The 19,855-nt window shown below is 66.3% G+C and carries 13 protein-coding genes; 3 read left to right on the forward strand and 10 right to left on the reverse strand.

Annotation, left to right across the window (positions count from 1 at the left end; translation table 11 throughout):
• Positions 1–3: 3 nt before the first annotated feature.
• The 4 genes from FG93_RS25290 to FG93_RS25305 are packed head-to-tail and all read right to left on the reverse strand — an operon-like array spanning position 4 to position 4,892.
• A complete protein-coding gene (locus FG93_RS25290; RefSeq protein ID WP_043240070.1) occupies positions 4–741 on the reverse strand; it encodes a hypothetical protein in 738 nt (245 codons plus the stop codon).
• Positions 734–1,927 carry an FAD-dependent monooxygenase gene (locus FG93_RS25295; protein ID WP_043240073.1) on the reverse strand — a complete coding sequence of 398 codons (1,194 nt, stop codon included), beginning with the start codon at positions 1,925–1,927 and terminating at the stop codon, positions 734–736. The genes FG93_RS25290 and FG93_RS25295 overlap by 8 nt, the downstream gene beginning before the upstream one ends.
• The gene (locus FG93_RS25300) at positions 1,924–3,606 is read right to left on the reverse strand and encodes an AMP-binding protein (protein ID WP_043240076.1); all 1,683 of its coding nucleotides are present in this window, start codon (positions 3,604–3,606) and stop codon (positions 1,924–1,926) included. Before FG93_RS25300 ends, FG93_RS25295 begins: the two co-directional genes overlap by 4 nt.
• Positions 3,603–4,892: a hypothetical protein gene (locus FG93_RS25305; RefSeq protein WP_043240079.1), complete on the reverse strand. Its 1,290-nt coding sequence runs from the start codon at positions 4,890–4,892 to the stop codon at positions 3,603–3,605. Before FG93_RS25305 ends, FG93_RS25300 begins: the two co-directional genes overlap by 4 nt.
• Before the next feature lie 107 nt (positions 4,893–4,999).
• On the opposite strand from FG93_RS25305, the gene FG93_RS25310 reads away from it, so the two are divergent.
• Positions 5,000–5,923, forward strand: a complete 924-nt coding sequence (locus FG93_RS25310) for a LysR family transcriptional regulator (protein ID WP_152579619.1) — start codon at positions 5,000–5,002, stop codon at positions 5,921–5,923.
• Between the two features lie 140 nt (positions 5,924–6,063).
• Here the strand turns inward: FG93_RS25310 and FG93_RS25315 are convergent, their stop codons facing one another.
• Positions 6,064–6,819: a response regulator transcription factor gene (locus FG93_RS25315; protein ID WP_244448731.1), complete on the reverse strand. Its 756-nt coding sequence runs from the start codon at positions 6,817–6,819 to the stop codon at positions 6,064–6,066.
• A 53-nt stretch (positions 6,820–6,872) separates the two neighbouring features.
• Here FG93_RS25315 and FG93_RS25320 point away from each other — a divergent pair, with 53 nt between their 5' ends.
• Both FG93_RS25320 and FG93_RS25325 read left to right on the forward strand, forming a co-directional pair.
• Entirely contained in the window at positions 6,873–8,657 is a 1,785-nt protein-coding gene (locus FG93_RS25320) for a hybrid sensor histidine kinase/response regulator (protein WP_244448732.1), read from the forward strand.
• Positions 8,658–8,963: 306 nt separating this feature from the next.
• The gene (locus tag FG93_RS25325) at positions 8,964–13,049 is read left to right on the forward strand and encodes an autotransporter domain-containing protein (protein WP_280114163.1); all 4,086 of its coding nucleotides are present in this window, start codon (positions 8,964–8,966) and stop codon (positions 13,047–13,049) included.
• 110 nt (positions 13,050–13,159) lie between these two features.
• Here the strand turns inward: FG93_RS25325 and FG93_RS25330 are convergent, their stop codons facing one another.
• From FG93_RS25330 to FG93_RS25350, 5 genes are all read right to left on the reverse strand, one after another.
• Positions 13,160–14,710: a SpoVR family protein gene (locus tag FG93_RS25330; protein WP_043240242.1), complete on the reverse strand. Its 1,551-nt coding sequence runs from the start codon at positions 14,708–14,710 to the stop codon at positions 13,160–13,162.
• 10 nt (positions 14,711–14,720) lie between these two features.
• Positions 14,721–16,025, reverse strand: a complete 1,305-nt coding sequence (locus tag FG93_RS25335; RefSeq protein WP_043240085.1) for a YeaH/YhbH family protein — start codon at positions 16,023–16,025, stop codon at positions 14,721–14,723.
• 18 nt (positions 16,026–16,043) lie between these two features.
• Positions 16,044–17,993, reverse strand: a complete 1,950-nt coding sequence (locus tag FG93_RS25340) for a PrkA family serine protein kinase (RefSeq protein WP_043240246.1) — start codon at positions 17,991–17,993, stop codon at positions 16,044–16,046.
• Between the two features lie 352 nt (positions 17,994–18,345).
• Entirely contained in the window at positions 18,346–19,350 is a 1,005-nt protein-coding gene (locus FG93_RS25345; RefSeq protein WP_043240087.1) for a transporter, read from the reverse strand.
• Positions 19,351–19,597: 247 nt separating this feature from the next.
• Positions 19,598–19,816: a hypothetical protein gene (locus FG93_RS25350; protein ID WP_043240090.1), complete on the reverse strand. Its 219-nt coding sequence runs from the start codon at positions 19,814–19,816 to the stop codon at positions 19,598–19,600.
• Between the last annotated feature and the right edge of the window lie 39 nt (positions 19,817–19,855).

A 19,855-nucleotide genomic window follows, 5' to 3' on the forward strand; every position in this document is an offset into this window, starting at 1 on the left:
GGCTCACTCCGCCGCCAGTGCGGCTTCGGTCGGCAGCGCGATGCCAAGCCGACGCAGGATCTGTTTCGCCGTGCATTCCGCCGCCGAGGTGACGGGAACGGCGCTGCGCCGCCGGGCTTCCGGCAAGGCACCGAGCGAGGGCATCTGGACGCAGGCCGAGAGCACGATCCGGTCGGCACCGTCGGTCTTCAACGCGGCGAGCGCGTCGAGGACCCGCGCGCTGCCGATACGACCCACCTCGGTGTTGTCGGTCACCCGCAGATTGACGTAATCGCGGATGATGAATCCCTCCGCCGTCAGATAATCGGCCACGCGGCAGGCGAGGGCATCGCCATAGGGCATGACGAGCGCCAGTTCGCGCGCGCCGGAGAGTTTCAGCTCCTCGACCAGCGCGCCGGCAGAGGTTACGACCGCAGCGTCGCGTCCGGCCTCGGCGGCGATCCGCGCGAGGGCCGTCTCCGCGCTGCGATGATGGCCATCGCCCATCGCCATGATGGCCACCAGGCAGGCGAAGGCGACGGCATCGATCGGTGCGTCCATCAGTTCCGTCATGGCGCGGCCGGCGTCGGCGTTCATCCTTTCCAGCTCGTCCTGGCGCACATGTGCCATCCGCACCCGGGCCGAATGGAAGCTGAACGCGAGATCGGCGGGGGCAAGCGCCTGCATCAGCGCGGGCACCTCGGTCTCCATCGTCGTGTTGGAGCTGGGGACGATCATCCCGATCCGATGCAGGCTAGGCATTCTGACGCTCCACGATTGGGGGGATACCGGCTCCGGCGGACAGTCCCGCCACGCCCTTCCGGGCCGCGTAGGCGAGGAAATCCGGGAAGTCGCGGAGCATGCGCTCGTCGCTGATACGCCCGGTCCGGCGCAGGAAGCTGAGCGCGAAGGCCGCCGGCTCGAGCCGTTTCATCTTCTCGGAGAAGCGCTCGTACCAGTCGAAGCTGCCCTGCGCGGCGCTCGTGAGCTTCGCCATGGGGCCTTCCCGGGTCGCGACATAGCGGGCGAAGGCAGCCTCCCGTGTCGGCTCAGCCGCCAGGGCGCCAGCCAGCGCGATCGCGTCCTCCAGCGCCATGCGCGTGCCCGAGCCGATCGAGAAATGGGCGGTCCGCAGGGCATCGCCGACCAGCACGTAGCGGTCGTGATGCCAGCGGCGGTTGGTCACGACTGGAAAGCGCCGCCAGATCGAGTTGTTCTCGACGAGTTCGTGCCCGCCCAGTTCGGCGGCGAAGAAGGCCTGCGTCGTCCGGCGCCGCTGCGCATCCGTCATGACCTCGAGGCCGAGCAGCGTCCAGCTCGGATCGTCGCATTCCATCACGAACGTGCTGCGCTCCGGCGCGTAGGCATAATAGTGGCCGCAGAGCGCGCCGCCGCCGGGCAGCGTCTTGAAGTTCAGATGCGAAGAGTCGAAGGCCCGATTGACGCCGAACCAGGCGAAGCGGTTGGTCAAAAACCGCGTCTGCGTGCCGAAGGCTCCTGCAAAGCGCTCGCGCAGCAGCGAATTGCTGCCGTCGGCGCCAATGACGACATCGCAGTCGTCGAAAGCGGCGAGATCGTCCACCGGCGTCTCGAACTGCAGGTCTACCCCGCTGCTCCGGCAAGCCGCCTGCAGGAGTTGCAGCAGCCGCAATCTCTCGATGGCACCGCCGCTGCGGGCCTTGTCGATCGGCACATTCTCGCCGTGGACAGTGAAGACCTGGCGCGGGATCGGGTGGAGATGGGGCTGAATAGCCTGGAAGCTTTCGTGATCGGCCTCGGCGAGCTGACGCAGGCCACCATCGGCGAGCACGACGCCGAAGCCCCAGGTCGCGTCGGCCGGCGACCGCTCGACGACCCGCACCGCGATGTCGGGCCGGCGCCGGCGAACGAGAAGCGCGAGGTAGAGCCCGGCGGGACCGCCGCCGAGGACGCCGATGCGTCGGATCATGCCGTCCTCCCGAGCCGTTCCGCTGCAACGCGGCGCAGGGACTGCTTGTCCAGCTTGCCGGCGTTGGTGACGGGGAAGGCATCGACCGCCAATACGTGCTCGGGCCATTTGAACTTGGCGAGGCCGTGTCCGGAAAGATGGGAGCCGAGATCGACGACGCTCGGGCAGCCATGTCCGGGCTTCAGGAGCAGGACGGCGCAGGCGCGCTCGCTGAAGATCGGGCAGGGCACCGGCACGACGGCGACGTCGAGTATGGCGGCGTGCGTGCGCAGGTAGCGTTCGACTTCCTCGCTCGAGATCTTCTCGCCGCCGCGGCTGACGACGTCCTTGAGCCGGCCCTCGAAGACGAGCAGCTGCCGGCCGTCGCGGGCAACCTCCCGCACGAGATCGCCGGAGCGGACCCACCCGTCCGAGGTGAAGGCCACGCGGTTCTGCTCGGGCGCGTCGTAATAGCCGTGCAGGACATAGGGGCCGCGATAGACGATCTCGCCGGATTCTCCCGAGGCCACCGGCTCTTCGGTGCCGGGCTTGAGGATGCGGAACTCGTCGCCCACGGCGATCGGCCAGCCGATACCGCCATGCCGGATCGCGGGGGGATCATCCGGTCTCGTATGGATGATGATCCCCTCGGTCATTCCGTAGAAATGCATCGTCGGAACGCCGAGCTGGCGCTCGACCTCGCGCGCGCCGCTCGAGGTCACGATGCCGCGCATCGTCTTCGCGGCATCGGGCTGGGCGGCGAAGACCTTGGCGAGGCGCGGAAGCAGCGGCTTCGGCATGTAGAGCCAGGTCGGCGCGCACTGCGCGAAGACCCGCGCGAGCCCGTCTTCCCGGGCATTGTCGAGAATGGCGACGCGTGCACCCGCCAGCAGCGCCGGCCCCCAGAAGCAGGCGAAGCCGGCATTGTGCAGCATCGGGCCTGGCGTCACCACGCAGTCGGCGGCCGAAATGCCGGTGGCCCGCTGCACCGCCTCCATGTTGGCGAGATAGTCGTTCTGGAAGCGGGGGATGATCTTGGGGATGCCGGTCGAGCCGCCCGAAATCTGGAAGAAGGCGACCTGGAAGGGGTCGATCGCCGCGATCGTCTTCTCCACGAAGGCACGGGCCTCCTCCGTGCCGACGGCCTGGATCAGCTCGGTCAGCGTTGCGACATCTGCACCGCCGGGACCCGCAATAGCGACGGTCCGTGCGACCGTCGGGACAAGGCGCCGAATGTTTTCGGCGAAGGCGAGGACGTCGAAATTCGCAGGCGTGCTATCGATGAAATGCGCGCGTGCGGCCGAATGGCGGCCAAGCCCGCCGATCTCGACCTCGCGATGCGCGTGGAGCGTGCAGAGCGGGATCAGTCCCGCCTTGAGGCAGCCGAGCACGGCGACGACGAGGTTGCGGCTGTTGGCGGCCTGGAAGATGACGCGGTCGAGCGGCTGGAGGCCCAGGCGGGCAAAGGCCAGGGCCGCCCGGTTGCTCTCATCGTCGAGCTCCGCATAACTCATGCTCCAGCCGTCGCCGAGCAGGGCGAGGCGACCGGCATGGGCAGAAAACGATGCGCGCAGCGCCGCGATCAGCGACCGCGTCGGCAGGGCTCCGCGCGAGACGTGGCGAGCGAGGTCGCCCGCCGGCGGATAGGTGACGCCCGCCATCGGCTCGCGGACGCCGAGGATCTGCGCGTGGCGGGTCATGCTGCAGGCCCGCCCAGCAGGCGCTGCGTCGAGAGCCAGTCCTGGACGACCTGCCCCGCCGGTCCCTGTCCGTCCGGCTCGCCCGGGGCGACGGCGCGGCCATGGTGGTTTCCAGGGAGATCGTGGCGTTCAAGCGCGGCCGCTGCGAGCAGGCTCGCGAGCCGGTCGGCCTCACTGTCGAAGACGCTGTTATCGCCGGTGTAGCGGATCATGCAGACGGGCAGGTCGATGCCCGGCGCACAGCGCTCCATCGTGGCGTTGGAGCAGGCGGCCGACCAGTTCGACAGCCAGCTTTCCGGCGTGCAGCTCCGCGCGAAGCCGACGCTGCCCCAGTTCGAGCTGAAGGGATTGCCGCCCCACAGGCTGCCATAGGCGCGTGGCGAGGCCTCCAGCGACAGGTCCCAGCAGCGCGGATCGGCATCGGTGCGCCAGATCGTCATGAGCGGCGACCAGGCGGAGCGTGTGAGGTCACCAGCGTCGGTGCTGCCGCTTTTGACGCGGGCGCGTGCCTCGGCCTTGCGGCGCAGCAGGCCCCGTGCGTGCTCGTCGAGGGCTTGCGAGCGCGCGGTCTGCGCCTTGCGATAGCGTTCGATGAAAGACGCTTCGTAGCGGCTGGATTGCGGCGGCCCGGCGAAACCGTTGGCCGGATCGAACGGGTTGAGTCCCGCATCGGTGGCGAAAGGGTCAGCCTCATCCGTGACGGACGGGTCGAGGCAACTCTGGAGGAGCGCTCCTTGTCCGAGATGCGAGGAGATCAGGATCAGGCCGTCGGGCGCGGGCAGGTCGGCGCCGGCGAGATCGATCGGGCGCCCGGCTGGCGTCTTGGTGAGGCGTTCTGCCGTCGGCCTTGCTGTCTGCTGGCAGTAGAAGGCGGCCAATGGGCCGCCGCCGGACGTTCCCTGCAGAACCGACGCCTTGAAGCCCTGACTGCGCAGGAAGCGCTGGCCGGCAGCGAGGTCGAGAATGGCGGTCTCGTGCTCGAGCCGCAGGTCGCTGTTCGGCGAACGCGAACCCTGCACCCAGAAGGCTGCGCCCGCCCGGAGCACCTCCGGCGCCAGGTATTGCGGCACCGTCATCTCGCGCGGATGCATGGCACAGACGACGGTCTTCTCGCCGCCGCGCCGCATCAGGAAGCCGACGACGGTGGCCCCGTCATGCGTCCGCAGCGAATGGACCGTGATTTCGACGCCGGCGGGAAGTCTTGCCGGATCCCAATGCGTCCCGCGCAAGCCGGCGGTCGTCGTCGCAGCCGGCCTCTCGGCCGGTCCGCTTGCGATTGCGTGCATGTGTCCTCCGTGCGGATTTGGATCCGTCTTCGCGAAGGAGAAGACACGCTGGCAGAGGCACAGTGAACTTTATATGGTGGATACCCGATATCACTCAGGTGAATAGCTTGAACTTCGATCTCAATCTCGTCCGCATCTTCGAAGCGATGATGAGCCACCGCAGCGTGTCGGGTGCGGCTGTCGCGCTTCACCTCACCCAACCCGCGGTCTCGAATGCCCTCAAGCGACTACGGGCGCTGACCGGCGATCCACTCTTCGTGCGGACCCGGTACGGCATGGAGCCGACGCAATTCGCATTGAGCGCGTCGGAAAGTCTCGTCGAGGGCCTGCGCCTGATCCGGCTGGGCCTCGATCGCGCGGCGCCTTTCGATCCGGCGAGTACGAACCGGCGCTTCCGCTTGCTGATGACCGATGCCGGCGAGGTCGTCTTCCTGCCCTATCTCATGCCGCTTCTGCGCGCCGAGGCTCCCGGTCTCGAACTCAAGGTCATGCAGTTACCTGTCGGGCGCTATCTCGAGGCGCTCGAAACCGACGAGGCCGACGTCGCGATCGGCAATCTGCAGGCTACGGCGGGCACGCTGCGGCTGAGGCGCCTCTTCGATGAGACCTATGCGCTGCTGTGCCGGAAAGGGCATGCGCTGACCGAAGGTTCCGGCGACGAGCGGTCGGCGTTGGAACGGTTCCTGGCGCAGGACCAGATCGTCGTCCGCCCGCCGAACTCGACCGAACCCTTGCTGGAAGTGATCGCGCGCGCCAACAAATGGTCGCTGCGCAGAACCCTGGACGTGCCGCACTTCATGGTCCTGGCGTCCATCCTCGCCCAGACGGATCTCGTCGCCGTCGTGCCCGGGCTGGTGGCGCGGGAATTGGCGCAACGCGCCGAACTCGCGGTGCTGCCCGTGCCGTTCGACGTCCCATCCATCACCATCAGGATCGGCTGGCATGGCAGGCATCAGGCCGACGATGGCCATCGCTGGCTGCGTCAGAGGATCGTGGCGATCATGGCCGACCGGCATCGTGCAGTGGTCTGACACAACGCAGCAGTGCTGCTCACTCTTCTCATTCGCAACCTCGCATCAGCGCGCGAACTACGGCACTTGCCGTATTGCCTCAGAACGTTCCGGCCTGCGACATGGGCCGCTGAGGGCGGTTGCCGCGAATGGTGCTCAGGTCATCCAGTCGGTAAACCGAGCCGGACCGCGAAGGCGGCGAGTTCGGCGGCGCTGTGGAGGTCGAGCTTGCGCATGAGGTTTTCACGATGCTTGCGGGCGGTGAGGGGGCTGATGCCGAGGCGCGCGGCGACGTCGCGGGCGGTGGCGCCTCCGGCGACCAGGCTGAGCAGCTCGCGCTCCCGCCGGGTCAGCGCAACGTGACTGATCGCCTCGAAGGACACGCGGTCAAGCATGGTGCCCTGGCCGCCTTGCGGCAGGACGGCCCGGAGCGGCGGGCTGAGATAGGTCTCAGCCCGCTGCAAGGCTGCGAGCGCCTCGAAAAGCTCGCCGAGATCGCCGCCCTTGACGAGATAGCCGGCCGCGCCCGCGTCCAGGGCCGCTTCCACCGTGCGCGGCTCGCTATTCGCGGTCAGGACCAGGATCTTCACCCGCGGATACGCCCGGAGCAGGTCGCGAATGAAGGACAGCCCCGTCAGACCCGGCATGCCCAGGTCGAGCACGACGACGTCGGCCGGCTCCCTCGCCAGCACCTGGAGCAGGCTCGCGCCGTCAGCAGCCTCGCCCACGGTTTCGTAGGCGTCGCAAGTCGAGATCAGGAGCTTCAGGCCCTCGCGGATGAGCGCATGGTCGTCGGCGAGGACGATGCGAAGCGCGGGGCTGCCCGTCGAAGAGCTGGGCGTCGCGGAGAGGCGGTGGCGAATCATGGGCTGGATTGTCCTTTGGTCCCATCCCATCGGATAGCCGTCGGGCCGCATCGCACCTCCCTGATGGGCGCCTGCCTTCGACTGGAAAGTGGATCGTGACGGCCGTGCCGATTCCTCAAAAGCCGGGGGCTCGCCTGCGCGCCGCGCTGGTCGAGCTGCTCTATCGCCAGTCCCGCGCGGTCCTGTTTGCCAATCTCGTCATTCCCTGGCCCGTCGCCTATGTGCTGCGCGAGGCGGTGCCGGGCCGGCAGCTGCTGATCTGGATCGGGGCGGTCTACGCGCTGACCGGAGCCAGATTGCTGCTCTCCTACAGGTATTTCAGGCGGGGTGACCAGGCGCCCGGGCCGGAGGTCTGGGCCCGGCGCTTCACGGTGCTCTCGGTCCTGTCCAGCCTGCTCTGGGGCGGGGTCGGCTGGATTGGCTTCGTGCCGTCCGAGCCGCATCTCATCGCCTTCGTCTGCATCGTGCTGACCGGCATGTCGGGTGGGGCGGTGCCGGCGCTCTCGGCCTATCCGCCGGCCTATGCCGGCCTGCTGATCGCGATGCAGCTGCCCTTCGCGCTGCGCTGCCTGTCGCAGGAGGGCTCGATCTATTCGGTCTATCTCGCCTTCCTGCTCTGTCTGGTCTGCGTCTATCTCTATTACAGCCTGATCACCTATCGATCGCTCAAGGAGACGGTGTCGCTGCGCTTCGAGAACCTGGCGCTGGTGGAAGGCCTCGAGCGCGAACGGGACCGGGCAACGGCGGCGGATCGGGCCAAGACGCGTTTTCTCGCCGCCGCCAGCCACGATCTGCGCCAGCCGATCCATGCGGCCGCCCTGTTCACGGCGAGCCTTGCGGCGCTCGCCCGGCGCGGCGACATCAAGGGCGCCGATGCGAAAGGCATCGCCGACAGGCTGGAGGCGGTGATCGGCTCGCTCGGCGGGCTGCTGCATGGCCTGATCGACGTGTCGCGGCTCGATGCCGGGCTCGTTCCGGTCCAGCGGCGGCCGATCTCGCTGGCGCGGATGCTGGGCGATCTGCGCGAGGAGTTCGCGCCGCAGGCGCTGCAGCGCGGCGTCGCGCTGCGTGCCGTGCCCCTCGATGTCTGGGCCGACAGCGATCCCGTCCTGCTCAAGCGGATCCTCGACAATTTCCTGTCCAATGCGCTGCGCCACGCGCCGGACGGCCGGGTGCTGATCGGCTGCCGCCGCCGCGGTGGGGCGGTCGAGATCCAGGTCGTCGATACCGGGCCGGGCATTCCGTCCGGGCAGCACCAGGCCGTGTTCGAGGAGTTCGTCCAACTCGACGATCTGCAGCTCGACAATCCGCAGCGCGACCGGGAGCAGGGCCTGGGACTCGGGCTCGCCATCGTCCGACGCCTGGCCGATCTGCTCGGCCACCCCATCGGGCTGCGCTCCACGCCCGGCAAGGGCTCGGCCTTCTCGGTGCAACTGCCCTTGACCGCGCCGCCAGCCCTGGCGCGGGTGTCCCCGCGCCGGAGCGAACCCTCCGGCCGGCTCGGGATCATGGTGGTGGATGACGACGTCCAGGTGCTCGCCGGCCTCGCGACGCTGTTGGCGGCCTGGGGCCACGACCCCGTCTGCGGGGCCGATGTGGAGGAACTCTGCCGCCGCCATGAGGCGGCCGGTGCGGACTCGGTCCATCTGATCATCGCCGATTACCGGCTCAAGCGCGGCCTGACCGGCAGCGAAGCGATCGCGCGGCTGGAGCGTTACCTCGGCTATCGGGTTCCGGCCCTGATCGTCACCGGCGACACCTCGCCGGAGCGATTGCGCGATCTGACCGCGACCGGGCGCCTTGTGCTGCACAAGCCGGTCGCCCCGGAGCGTCTGCAGGCCGCGATCCGTGAGGCTGTCGCCGGTGAGGCGCCGGCCGGCTCCGCCTGAGGCGACGGCGCGGCTCCGGCCGCCGAATTCGATCGGGATTCCGTCGCTGGCCATGTCGAAATACGGCAGATGCCGTATTTTTCTGGCGCTGCCGCCCTCGTAGTCTCCAGCTTTGGCGGCTCTGCGACAACCATGCAGAGGCATGCGGCGCGAGGGGACTACATGAGCGGGCTGTGCAGGGCAGATTGCACCGTCGAACGACGGAGCGTGGGCGGATTCGCGCAAGCGCTACAGTCCAACGGGCATCTGGCGGATCCACGCCGCCGCCGGCGCCTGACGGTGCGCGCGATGCTTCTTTCGTCCACGATGATTGCCGGAATCGCCGGTTGGCCAGCGTTCGCGGGTGACTATGCCTTCATCAGCACCTTCGCCGACACGCCCGGTTCCATATGGTCCAATGCTGCAAACTGGGATGGTGGATCGCTGCCACCCTCGGTCGCGGGAACGAATCTGTTTTTCACATCAAACGATCCTAGTGGCGTTCACGCTGTTAACGATCGTGGGCCTTTCATTCTGAGTAACATCAGAATTACCCAAGCATACGAAAACTCTCAGATCGATTTCGATCAATCGGGCGGCAGCTCTCTTGTCTTCGAGGGCAATTCCCTTGTTATCGCAGACCGGGGTTACGTAAACATCAACCAGCCTGTCCGGTTGGAAGGCAATTTATCGGCTGCTGCAACCGTCTTCACATTCAACGACGTCATATCTGGGCCCGGATCGCTGACGGCAGGCGGCGCCAAAATGCAGTTGACCGGCGCCAATACTTACTCCGGCGGCACGATTGTCAACGCTCCTCTTGCCCTTTCCGGGGCCGGTACGCTCGGCGCCATCTCGGGGAGCACGACGATCAATTTCGGCGCTCTTGATCTTGGCGGGACGAGCCAGGTGCAGAATGGCGGATTGATCATGAAAAGAGGGTGGATCGTGAACGGGGTCTTCACATCCTCCGGCTCTTTCGCCATCGAAAGCGGAACCGTCGAGGCGACATTGGCCGGCACAGGCGCTCTGATCAAGAGCACTCCAGGCGTGGCCACGCTAACCAGCGCCAACAGCTATAGCGGTGGCACCACGATCAGCGCCGGCACGCTGCAGATCGGCGATGGTGGCTCCGCGGGCTCCATCCTGGGCGATATCGAGAACAATGCCGCGCTCACCTTCAACCGGAGCGGCGACATCGCCTTCAATGGGGCGATCAGCGGTTCTGGCGGGCTGAGGAAGCTCGGCACCGGTACGCTGACGCTGACCGGCGTCAACACCTACTCAGGCGGCACCCAGGTCTCGCAGGGCGAATTGCGCGTCGATGGCTCACTCGGTTCGGGCGCGCTGACGGTCGCCGCGGCCGGTACGCTCTCCGGCACGGGCTCGATCGCTGGCGCGGTGACGGTGTATGGCACGCTCTCGGCCGGCCATAGTCCCGGCACGCTGACGGTCGGATCGCTGGTGCTCTCCAGCACCGCGACCTCGGTGTTCGACCTCAACAGGCCGGGCGTTGCCGGCGGCGGCGATCCCGCCACCGGCAACGACCTGGTCAAGGTCACAGGCAACCTGACGCTCGGTGGCAGGCTCGATACGCGCGTCGCGGCGGCCGGCTACTACCGGCTGTTCGACTATGGCGGCACGCTGTCGGGCAACTTTGCCAGCCAGCGTGTGGCCACGACGACGCCGGGCTTTTTAGTTATCAGCTCAGACGTGGAGACCGGCATCGCCGGCCAGGTCAATCTTGCGGTGCGGGGTTCCCTCCAGACCATGCAGTTCTGGGACGGTACGAACACCACCGCCTCCGGCAGCGTGAATGGAGGCGCCGGTACCTGGGCTTCGTTCGGTACCAACTGGACCACCAGCACCGGCAGCGCCAATGCCGGCTGGAGCGGCTCTGTGGGCGTCTTCGCCGGCAGCACGGGGGGCGCGGTGACCGTCTCCGGCACGCAAGGCTTCGACACGCTGCAATTCAAGACCAACGGCTACGCCCTGAGTGGCGGCACGCTCGCGATCATGCCCGCGAGCGGCAGGGTCGGCACCTTCAATATCGACAGTGGAATCTCGGTCAGCGTCGCCTCCACCATCGCCGATGGCCTCGGCTCGGGCCTCGGTAAAGTCGGCGGCGGCACGCTGATCCTGTCCGGCCTCAACACCTATACCGGCGGCACGACGATCTCGCAGGGTACGCTCGCAATCGCCGGCGCCCGGCCGCTCGGAACCGGGACGGTGACCTTGAACGGCGGCACGCTGCAAATGGCCGGCTGTGGCTGTGGAGGCGTCGTCCTGTCGAATGATTTCGCCATCAATGCCGGTGACAGCACCCTGGATGCGGGCACAGGCGCGCTCGAGATCGCCGGCACCATCCGCGGCAGCGGAGCCTTGACGATCACCGGCGCCGGCAACACGACGGGCTACGTCGTTCTCAGTGGCGCCAACACGCATAGCGGGCCGACCCGCATCACGGCCGACGGCATCCTGCTCGCGGCGTCCGCGACCGCCCTGTCGCCGAACAGCGCTTACACCGTGGACGGCATTCTCGATCCCGGCGGCTTCGATGCCACGCTGCGCTCGCTCTCGGGGGCAGCCAGCGGCCGGATCGGCAGTTCCGGCGCCGCTCCGGTCACCCTGACCGTCGCCGGCGGTGGCAGTTTCGACGGCGTCATCCTGAATGGCGGCCCCGGCCCGGTCTCGCTCGTCAAGACCGGGACGGGCACGCTGACCCTCAACGGTCAGAACAGCTATACCGGGGCGACGACGGTGCAGGCCGGCACCCTGGTGGTCGGCGGCGCCGGTCATGCCTCGGCGAGCCTTGCCAGCAGCGTCACGGTCAATGCCGGCGGCACGCTCGGCGGCATCGGCACGGTCAGTGGGCTGGCAGCCGCGTCCGGCGGCGTTATCGCGCCGGGCAATTCGATCGGCACCCTGACGGTTGCGGGCAATCTCGGCTTCGCAGCCGGCTCGGTCTACCAGGTCGAGATCGATCCGGCCGGCGAGAGCGACCGGATCGCGGCGAGCGGCACGGCAACGCTGAGCGGCGGCACGGTCGTCGTCGCGAAGGCGCCGGGTTCCTATGCGCCCGGCACGCGCTACACCATCCTGACCGCAGCGGGCGGGGTCAGCGGCACCTTCGCCGGGCTGGCCCAGGATCTGCCCTTCCTCGCTCTCGGCCTGAGCTACGATCCCGCCAGCGTCTATCTCGACATCGCCCGCAACCAGGTCGCGTTCCAGTCGGTCGGCCTGACGCGCAACCAGATCGCGACGGGCGCCGCGGTCGAGACGCTGGGGCAGGGCAGCACGCTCTACGACGCGGTAGCCCAGCAGGCGAGCGCGGGCGCGGCGCGCCAGGCTTTTGATGCGCTCTCGGGCGAGATCCATGCATCGGCGGCCGGGGTGATGATCGAGCGCAGCCGGGATCTCCGCCAGGCCGTGAACGACCGGCTGCGCCAGGCGGCGGCGCAGGACGCCGGCGGCAACGCCGCGCTGGCCCCCGTCGCCGCGCCGGTGCTGGGCTATGCCGCCCTTACCCTGCCAGCCGAGAAGGGGCCAATTAACGCCGTGGCGCAGCCGGCCTTCGTCGAGACCCCCTCTGCGCTCTGGGGCCAGGCCTTTGGCTCCTGGGGCCGGATCAGTGGCAACGGCAATGCAGCCGGCATCACCAGCACGACCGGCGGCTTCCTGATCGGCGCCGATACGAGCCTCGGCCAGATCTGGCGCCTCGGCCTCGCCGGCGGCTACGGCCGCACGACATTCGACGGCAAGGCGCGGCTCTCGTCGGGCACGATCGACAGTTACCATGCCGCGCTCTATGGCAGCGGCCAGTTCGGCGCGCTGGCCCTGCGCCTCGGTGGTTCCTACACCTGGAACGAGGTCGAGACGAAGCGCACGATCAGCATCCCCGGCTTCTCCGACCAGACCACGGCGGGCTACCAGGCGCGTAGCGCCCAGGTCTTCGGCGAGGCTGGTTACGGCATGAGCTTCGCCAATCTCGCCTTCGAGCCGTTCGCGAACCTCGCCCTTGTCCATCTCGACAGCGACGGCTTCACCGAGCGGGGCGGTGCGGCGGCCTTGCGCGGCTGCGGCGGCAGCGAGAGCGTCGCCTTCACCACGCTCGGCCTGCATCTGGGCAGCCGGATCGACCTCGGCGCAGGAATGGCGCTGACCCTGCGCGGCACGCTCGGCTGGCGGCACGCCTTTGGCGATGTCGCACCAGCGGCGCTGCTGGCCTTCGCCAGCGGCGGCTCGCCCTTCACCGTCACCGGCACGCCGATCGCACGCGATGCTTTCGTGGCCGATGCCGGGATCGAGCTGGCCCTGAGTCACGCGGCCAGCCTCAGCCTCAGTTATTCCGGCCAGCTCGGAAGCAAGGCGCAGGAAAACGCCGTGAAGGGAAACTTCGTCTGGCGGTTCTGACGCGACGCGGCCGGCCGCGGGACGACGTTGTGCCGAGGTCGCGATGAGCTAACCCTTTGTGTTGGCATCGGCTTTCCCGAAAACCGCAATCCACTTTTCGGGCCGATGCTCTATTCAGTCAGCTGATGGCTGGACCGTTCGTAGATCGTGGCTCCCGTTTGCGCGTCGACGCCTTCCAGGCTGACCTCATAACCCCATAGCTTGTGGACATGGCGCAGCGTCGCCTCGCAGCTGGCGCTTTCCAGCACGATGCCGTCATTGACCTTGTGCTGCAGGCGCAGATGCCTTTGGCCGAGCAGGTCCACATCCACGACCTGAACATCCGAATGGCTCGCGCCGATGTCGTATTTATGGGCCAAGGCGGCGCGGATGTGCTCATAGCCACGCTCGTTGTGGATCGAGGCGACAGCGTAGAATGAGTCGCTCGCCACGTCGGACAACACGAACATCCGCCATTTTCGGATCAAGGCCGGGCTGAGATACTGGCGTATGAAGGATTCGTCGCGGTGGTTGGCCCAGGCGTCGAGCAGAATCGCGCGCCAGTCGCCCGTCCCCGCAATCTCGGGAAACCAGTCGCGATCCTCCGCCGTGGGCTCGGTCGCGATACGCTGGATATCCTGCATCATGTCCAGGCCCAGCGCATAAGGGTTGATGCCGGAAAAGCGGGGATCGTCGAACGCCGGCTGGAAGACGACGTTCGAGTGGTTGCGCAGGATTTCCAGCATGGCGCCCTCGTTGATCCGACCGCGGTCGAACAGCGCATTCATGACCGTATAGTGCACGAAGGTCGCGCAGCCCTCGTTCATCACCTTCGTCTGCCGCTGGGGGTAGAAATACTGCGCGATGACCCGAACGATCCTGAGGATCTCACGCTGCCAAGGTTCGAGGATAAGGCTATTCTTTTCAAGGAAATAGAGCAGGTTCTCCTCGGGGAGGTTGAGCGCCTTTTTCCGCTCGGCGATGGTGTCCTCGCTCTTCTCGGCCTTGCCGCCGTCGGCCGCGCGCGGGATCGTACGCCACAGATCGTTATAGGAACGCTCCTCGTATTCCAGCCGCTCGCGAAGTCCTTCGCGCTGCTTGTCGGACGAGAGCTTGGGAGGGTGGCGATATCGGAACACGCCCTGTTCCATCAGGGCGTGGGCGGCGTCGAGAACGGCCTCCACCGCCGCAACGCCGTGCCTTTCCTCGCAGCGGGCGATGTAGCCCTTGGCAAAATCCAGATAGCCCAGGATCGCGCCGGCATCGGTCCATTGGCGGAACAGGTAGTTGTTCTTGAAGAAGTGGTTGTGCCCGAAAGCCGCATGCGCCGTCACCAGGGCTTGCAGCGCCATGGTGTTCTCTTCCATCAGGTAAACGATGCAGGGATTGGAGTTGATGACGAGCTCATAGGCGAGGCCGCGGCCAGCCTTGCGATAGAGCAGCTCATGGTGGAGGAAATGCTTGCCGAACGACCAGTGCCGATACATCAGCGGCATACCGATGGACGAATAGGCGTCGAGCATCTGCTCCGAGGAGATCACCTCCAGCTGCACCGGGTAGACATCGAGCTGGAGCTCCTCTTTCGCAACCATCTCGATGACGTCGTAAGCACGCGACAATGTCCCGAAGTTCCAGTCCGAGCCAGAAAACAGCAGGTCGGATCCAGGCGCATGTCTGGGCATCGCCACCCTCTCAGTTGCGCGGCCGCGCCGGCGGCCGCGTGAAGAGCTGCCGGAAGACCGGGTAGATGTCGGCGGCCCTGGCGATGCGGCTCATGTCGAAATTCGACCATCTGTCCTTGACCGCACGATAGGCGCGCCAGAGCGAGGTGCCGTTATCCGCGGTGCCGAAGATCTCGCTCTCGCGTTCGTCGATGATCTCGACATAGGCGAAATACTGGCACAGGCGCATGATCTCGCCGTCCATCAGGCGCAGGCAACGCTCGGAATCCGTGGGGAGATTGTCGCCGTCCGACGCCTGCGCGGCGTAGATGTTCCAGTCCCGGCTGGGGTAGCGCTGCGCGATGATGCGCTGCATTTCCGCCAGCGCCGTGGACACGACGGTGCCTCCGCTCTGCGCGCTGAAAAAGAACGTTTCCTCATCCACTTCCTGGGCCATGTGGGTATGGCGGATGAAGACGATGTCCGTGCGGTCGTAGCGCCGCTTCAGGAACAGATGCAGCAGAACGAAGAAGCGCTTGGCGAGGTCCTTCTCGCGTTCACCCATCGAGCCGGAGACGTCCATGAGGCAGAACATGACCGCGTTTGCGTTCGGCTGAGGCTGGGGATCGAAGCGGTTGAAGCGGATATCGACCGGGTCGACGAAGGCAATCACCCGGCGCCGGCGCTCCAGCCGGTCGAGCTCGACGCGCAAGGCTGCGACGTCGGCGCGGGCGGCATCGGGTCCGTCGGCTTCGATCCGGGTCAGTTCGCGGAGGATGGCGTCGATCTCCTCGCGCTTGGGCCGCTGGAGGGCGATGCGGCGGCCATGGCTGTTTCGCATGGTGCGCGCGACATTGATGTTGGTCGGCGATCCGCTCGCCGAGAATCCGGCCCGTCGCGGCTTGAAAGCGAGAATCTCCTTGAGATTGAGCTTGACCATGTCGGGAAGCTCGAGATCCTCGAAGAACAGGTCGAGCACCTCTTCGCGCGAGAGCACGAAGCGGAAATCATCCTCGGACGGCTGCAGGCCGGGCGACGATCCCGATCCACCGCCACGGCCCGGTTTCGGCAGCCTGTCGCCCGGTGCGAATTGCTTGTTTCCGGGCATGACACGCTGGCGGCGGCCGCTGTCGTTCTCGCTGCGGAAGCCTGGCTCGTCCGTTCCGTTCGCGGGCATCGAAACGGCATGCTCGCCGTCCACATCGGTGATCTTGCCGGCCCGGATCTGTTCCTGGAGGCTGCGCTTCAGCTCCGCGCGCACGCGATGCAGGAAGCGCTGCCGGTTGCCCAGGCTCTTGTCCTTCGGGTTCAGGCGGCGGTCGATGAAGATCGGCATGGTACGCTCGGGCCGCCTTCAGCCCGCCTTGTTCACGCGCATGTACCAGTCCACCAGGCGCCGAACCTGACGCTCGGTATAGCCTCGTTCGACCATGCGCTCCACGAATCCCTGGTGCCGTTTCTCGGTCACGCTGTCCTGCTTCGAGCCGAAGCTGATGATGGGCAGCAGATCCTCGACCTGCCCGAACATCCGCTTCTCGATGACCTCGCGGAGCTTTTCATAGCTGGTCCAGGACGGGTTGTGGCCATTGTTCCTGGCCCGGGCCCGCAAGGTGAACTTCACGACCTCGTTGCGGAAATCCTTGGGGTTGGCGATGCCGGCCGGCTTTTCGATCTGCGACAATTCGTTGTCCAGAACCTGCCGATTGAGGATCTGGCCGGTATCGGGGTCCTTGTAGTCCTGATCCTCGACCCAGGCGTCGGCATAGGCGATGTAGCGGTCGAACAGGTTCTGGCCGTATTCGCCATAGGATTCGAGATAGGCCTTCTGGATCTCGTGCCCGATGAATTCGGCGTAGCGCGTCGCAAGCTCCGACTTGATGAAGTTGAGATAGGCCGCTTCCGCCTCCTTGGGGAACTGTTCGCGTTTGATCGCGCCCTCCAGGATGTACATCAGGTGCACAGGGTCGGCGGCCAGTTCCTCGGTGTCGTAGTTAAAGGTCTGCGAGAGGATCTTGAAGGCGAAGCGCGTGCTGACGCCGGTCATGCCCTCGTCGACCCCGGCCGCGTCGCGATACTCCTGGATGGCCTTCGCCCTGGGCTCCAGCTCCTTGAGGTTCTCGCCATCATAGACGCGCATCTTCGTATAGAGCGGCGAGTTCTCGAATTCGGTCAGCCGGGTCGAAACCGAGAACCGGCTGAGGATGTCGAGCACTTCCGGCGCGCAGGGGCTGTCGGCCAATTCGCTCTCACGCAGCAGCTTCTCGTAGATCTGCCGCTCTTCGGTGACACGCAGGCAATAGGGAACCTTGACGACCAGGATGCGGTCGAGGAACGCCTCGTTGTTCTTGTTCTTCTTGAACTGGAGCCATTCGGACTCGTTGGAGTGCGCCAGGACGATGCCCTGATAGGGAAAGGCCCCGAAGTTCTCGGTGCCGTTGTAACTGCCCTCCTGGGTCGCGGTCAGCAAGGGATGCAGAACCTTGATCGGCGCCTTGAACATCTCGACGAATTCGAGCAGGCCCTGCGTCGTCCGGTTCAGCCCGCCGCTGTAGGAATAGGCGTCCGGATCCGACTGGCTGAAGTTTTCGAGCTGGCGGATGTCCACCTTGCCGACGAGCGCCGAGACATCCTGGTTGTTCTCGTCACCCGGCTCGGTCTTCGCGATGCCGATCTGCCGCAATCGCGAGGGCATCAGCCTGACGACGCTGAACTTGGAGATGTCGCCGGAAAGCTCGTCGAGCCGCTTCGCCGCCCATGGCGAGATCAGGCCGTTCAATCGCCGCCGTGCGATGCCGTACTTGTCCTCGAAGAGATCGCCCATGCGGTCAGGATGGAACAGGCCCAGCGGCGATTCGAAGACCGGGCTGAGCCGATCCCCGACTTTGAGCGTGTAGAACGGACGCTCCTCCATCAGCTTCTTGAGCCGTTCGGCAAGGGAGGATTTGCCGCCCCCGACTGGACCGAGGAGGTAGAGGATCTGCTTGCGCTCCTCCAATCCCTGGGATGCATAGCGGAAATAGCCAGCGATCCTCTCGATCGTATCCTCCATGCCGAAGAAATCGGCGAACGCGGGATAGATCTTGATCGTCCTGTTCGCGAATATCCGGCCCAGGCGCTCGTTCCGGCTCGTATCGAGCAATTTCGGCGCGCCGATCGCATCGACCATTCGTTCGGCCGCGGAGGCATACATCGACTTGTCTTCGCGGCACGCCAGAAGGTATTCCTGCAGGCTCATCTCCTCCTGCGAATAATTTCGGTAATCCTCGGAAAATAGGCGGAATACCTCGCTGTCTCTCTCGATCATGGTAGCCATCCCGCGATAGTCAGAGTTGTCGGCAACCCCAAACATTCAACCAATGATGGTCTCGCAAGTTCCTGCCCAATGGCACTTTGATCCCTGCCGGAGACCCCAGCATTCTGCCGCTGGCGGCGAGCGCGCTGTGGAGCTAGCTTCGGGTCGAGACGTCAGTCGTTCCGCCGCAAACGCCAACCGCTTCATGGCATGCTCCCCTTGATCATAGCACGGACGCGACCGCGCGCGGCGACCATGTGCCGTCGGTCACTGCCGGTTTTGGCCAATAGGGCCGCACATAGAGCCCGCACATAGAGCGAGACGGTCGCGTTGCTCCGCCGAGGGGGGCTCGTGGCGAGCGTGCTCAGAATTTCGCAGTCAGCGGCGCGGGCGGGGCCGGTGGTGCCTGCCCGCCCAGGGGAAAGGCGATGCTGAGCAGCCCGATCGTGCCGCGGGCCCGGTTCTCGACCTCGACCTCGCGCATGATCTTCAGCCGTGCCGAGATCGGGATGCGGCCCAGCTCGAAATTGTAGCCGATGGTGCCGCCGACGGCGGTGACGCGACCCCGATAGGACCCGAGCGAGGCGCCGGCCCCGCCGTCTCCGCTCACCTGCTGGTAGTGGCCGACGATCACACCGACCGAAAATTCCTTCGTCAGGTTCTTGGTCACGGCAAGATCGGCATGGAAGGCATTGCCGCTGCGATAATCGGTTGCCTGGTTGGTGCCGTTGATCTCGAGCCCGACCGTCGTCGAGATATCGAGGCCGATCGCCGGATCGAGATAGGTCACGGCGGCGTAGACGTCACCGATCCAGCGATTGAAGGCGAGATTGGAGAGTTCGCCCTCCTGATAGGCGCCGGCGGGAATGCTCACCGACACGCCGGTGACCCAGTGGAATTTTTCGGCATGCCAGCCGATCAGGGCCGAGGCGATCGGGTCGCCGAGATTGAAGGTGGCATCACGTTGCGAGAAGGCGAAGCTGCGCCCGAGCCGCGGCGCGGTGATCAGCGCGCCGGCGCTGATCCGCGGCACGCCGACCGGCACGGCAACCGCGAAGGCCAGATTGCCGCCGAGAATCTGCAGCGGCGTCACCCAGGTCGGCGTCAGGAAGGCGGCACGCGCCTCGACCTTCACATTGGCGAGCACCGCGCCGCCGATCTGGGTCTGCGTCGCGGCGGAAAGGCGCCCGGAATAGCTGTAGAAATCGGTCTCGAAGTAGAAGCCGGGGGGCGGCAGCACGCCGGCCAGCGGCCCGTGAATGCCGGGCACATAGAGACTGGCGCCACCCTCCGTCGCCCGTGCGGCCGTCAGTGCGAGGCCGGCCAGGAGGCAAGCCGCAATACCGACTTTCAAGACAGCCAGCCACATCGGAGCGCTCCACACCGCGAATCCCCAGAGGCTGAGCCCATCCCGACCGGCCGTCAAGAATGCAGCAGCAGGCGAGGGGGATCGCATCCTGAGGACGCTTTCCTGTGCCGGGCTGTCGGGCGAGCCATTCGTTGAGCGCGTCGCGAACCGGATCAGTTCGGCGGCCTCCTTCCTCTTCCGAGGCCGCTCGTCAGCGGCCCCAGGCGTTCGACAATGCGGGGGGACGTCCAGCGAAGTGAGGCCCTGTTCAGGCCGCGCTCGTCATCCGCGGTCCCCCGGGGGGCGATTCCTTGCGCGTCTCATAGGCGACGATTGCCGCCCTGAGCGCGTCCAGCTCGATTGCCTCCACCGATTGGGGTTTTGCATCCTCGATCTGGCCAATGCGCTGCAGCGCATAGCGATAATCCTCATGGCAGGTAATGCAGACGGTCGGCGTTTCCGGTTTGAGTTCGGGAACCGCGGTCATCGGATTGCTCCTTCCGTGGCTGATCCCAAAAATTTATCG

The sequence above is a fragment of the Allobosea sp. LC85 genome (assembly GCF_000735605.1).
GTDB lineage: Bacteria > Pseudomonadota > Alphaproteobacteria > Rhizobiales > Beijerinckiaceae > Allobosea.

What these genes read in the sequence shown, in the direction of transcription:
- FG93_RS25290 (WP_043240070.1), bottom strand. Translation starts at nt 741, where the DNA reads ATGCCTAGCCTGCATCGGATCGGGATGATCGTCCCCAGCTCCAACACG.
- FG93_RS25295 (WP_043240073.1), bottom strand. Translation starts at nt 1,927, where the DNA reads ATGATCCGACGCATCGGCGTCCTCGGCGGCGGTCCCGCCGGGCTCTAC.
- FG93_RS25300 (WP_043240076.1), bottom strand. Translation starts at nt 3,606, where the DNA reads ATGACCCGCCACGCGCAGATCCTCGGCGTCCGCGAGCCGATGGCGGGC.
- FG93_RS25305 (WP_043240079.1), bottom strand. Translation starts at nt 4,892, where the DNA reads ATGCACGCAATCGCAAGCGGACCGGCCGAGAGGCCGGCTGCGACGACG.
- FG93_RS25315 (WP_244448731.1), bottom strand. Translation starts at nt 6,819, where the DNA reads ATGCGGCCCGACGGCTATCCGATGGGATGGGACCAAAGGACAATCCAG.
- FG93_RS25325 (WP_280114163.1), top strand. Translation starts at nt 8,964, where the DNA reads ATGATTGCCGGAATCGCCGGTTGGCCAGCGTTCGCGGGTGACTATGCC.
- FG93_RS25330 (WP_043240242.1), bottom strand. Translation starts at nt 14,710, where the DNA reads ATGCCCAGACATGCGCCTGGATCCGACCTGCTGTTTTCTGGCTCGGAC.
- FG93_RS25335 (WP_043240085.1), bottom strand. Translation starts at nt 16,025, where the DNA reads ATGCCGATCTTCATCGACCGCCGCCTGAACCCGAAGGACAAGAGCCTG.
- FG93_RS25340 (WP_043240246.1), bottom strand. Translation starts at nt 17,993, where the DNA reads ATGATCGAGAGAGACAGCGAGGTATTCCGCCTATTTTCCGAGGATTAC.
- FG93_RS25345 (WP_043240087.1), bottom strand. Translation starts at nt 19,350, where the DNA reads ATGTGGCTGGCTGTCTTGAAAGTCGGTATTGCGGCTTGCCTCCTGGCC.
- FG93_RS25350 (WP_043240090.1), bottom strand. Translation starts at nt 19,816, where the DNA reads ATGACCGCGGTTCCCGAACTCAAACCGGAAACGCCGACCGTCTGCATT.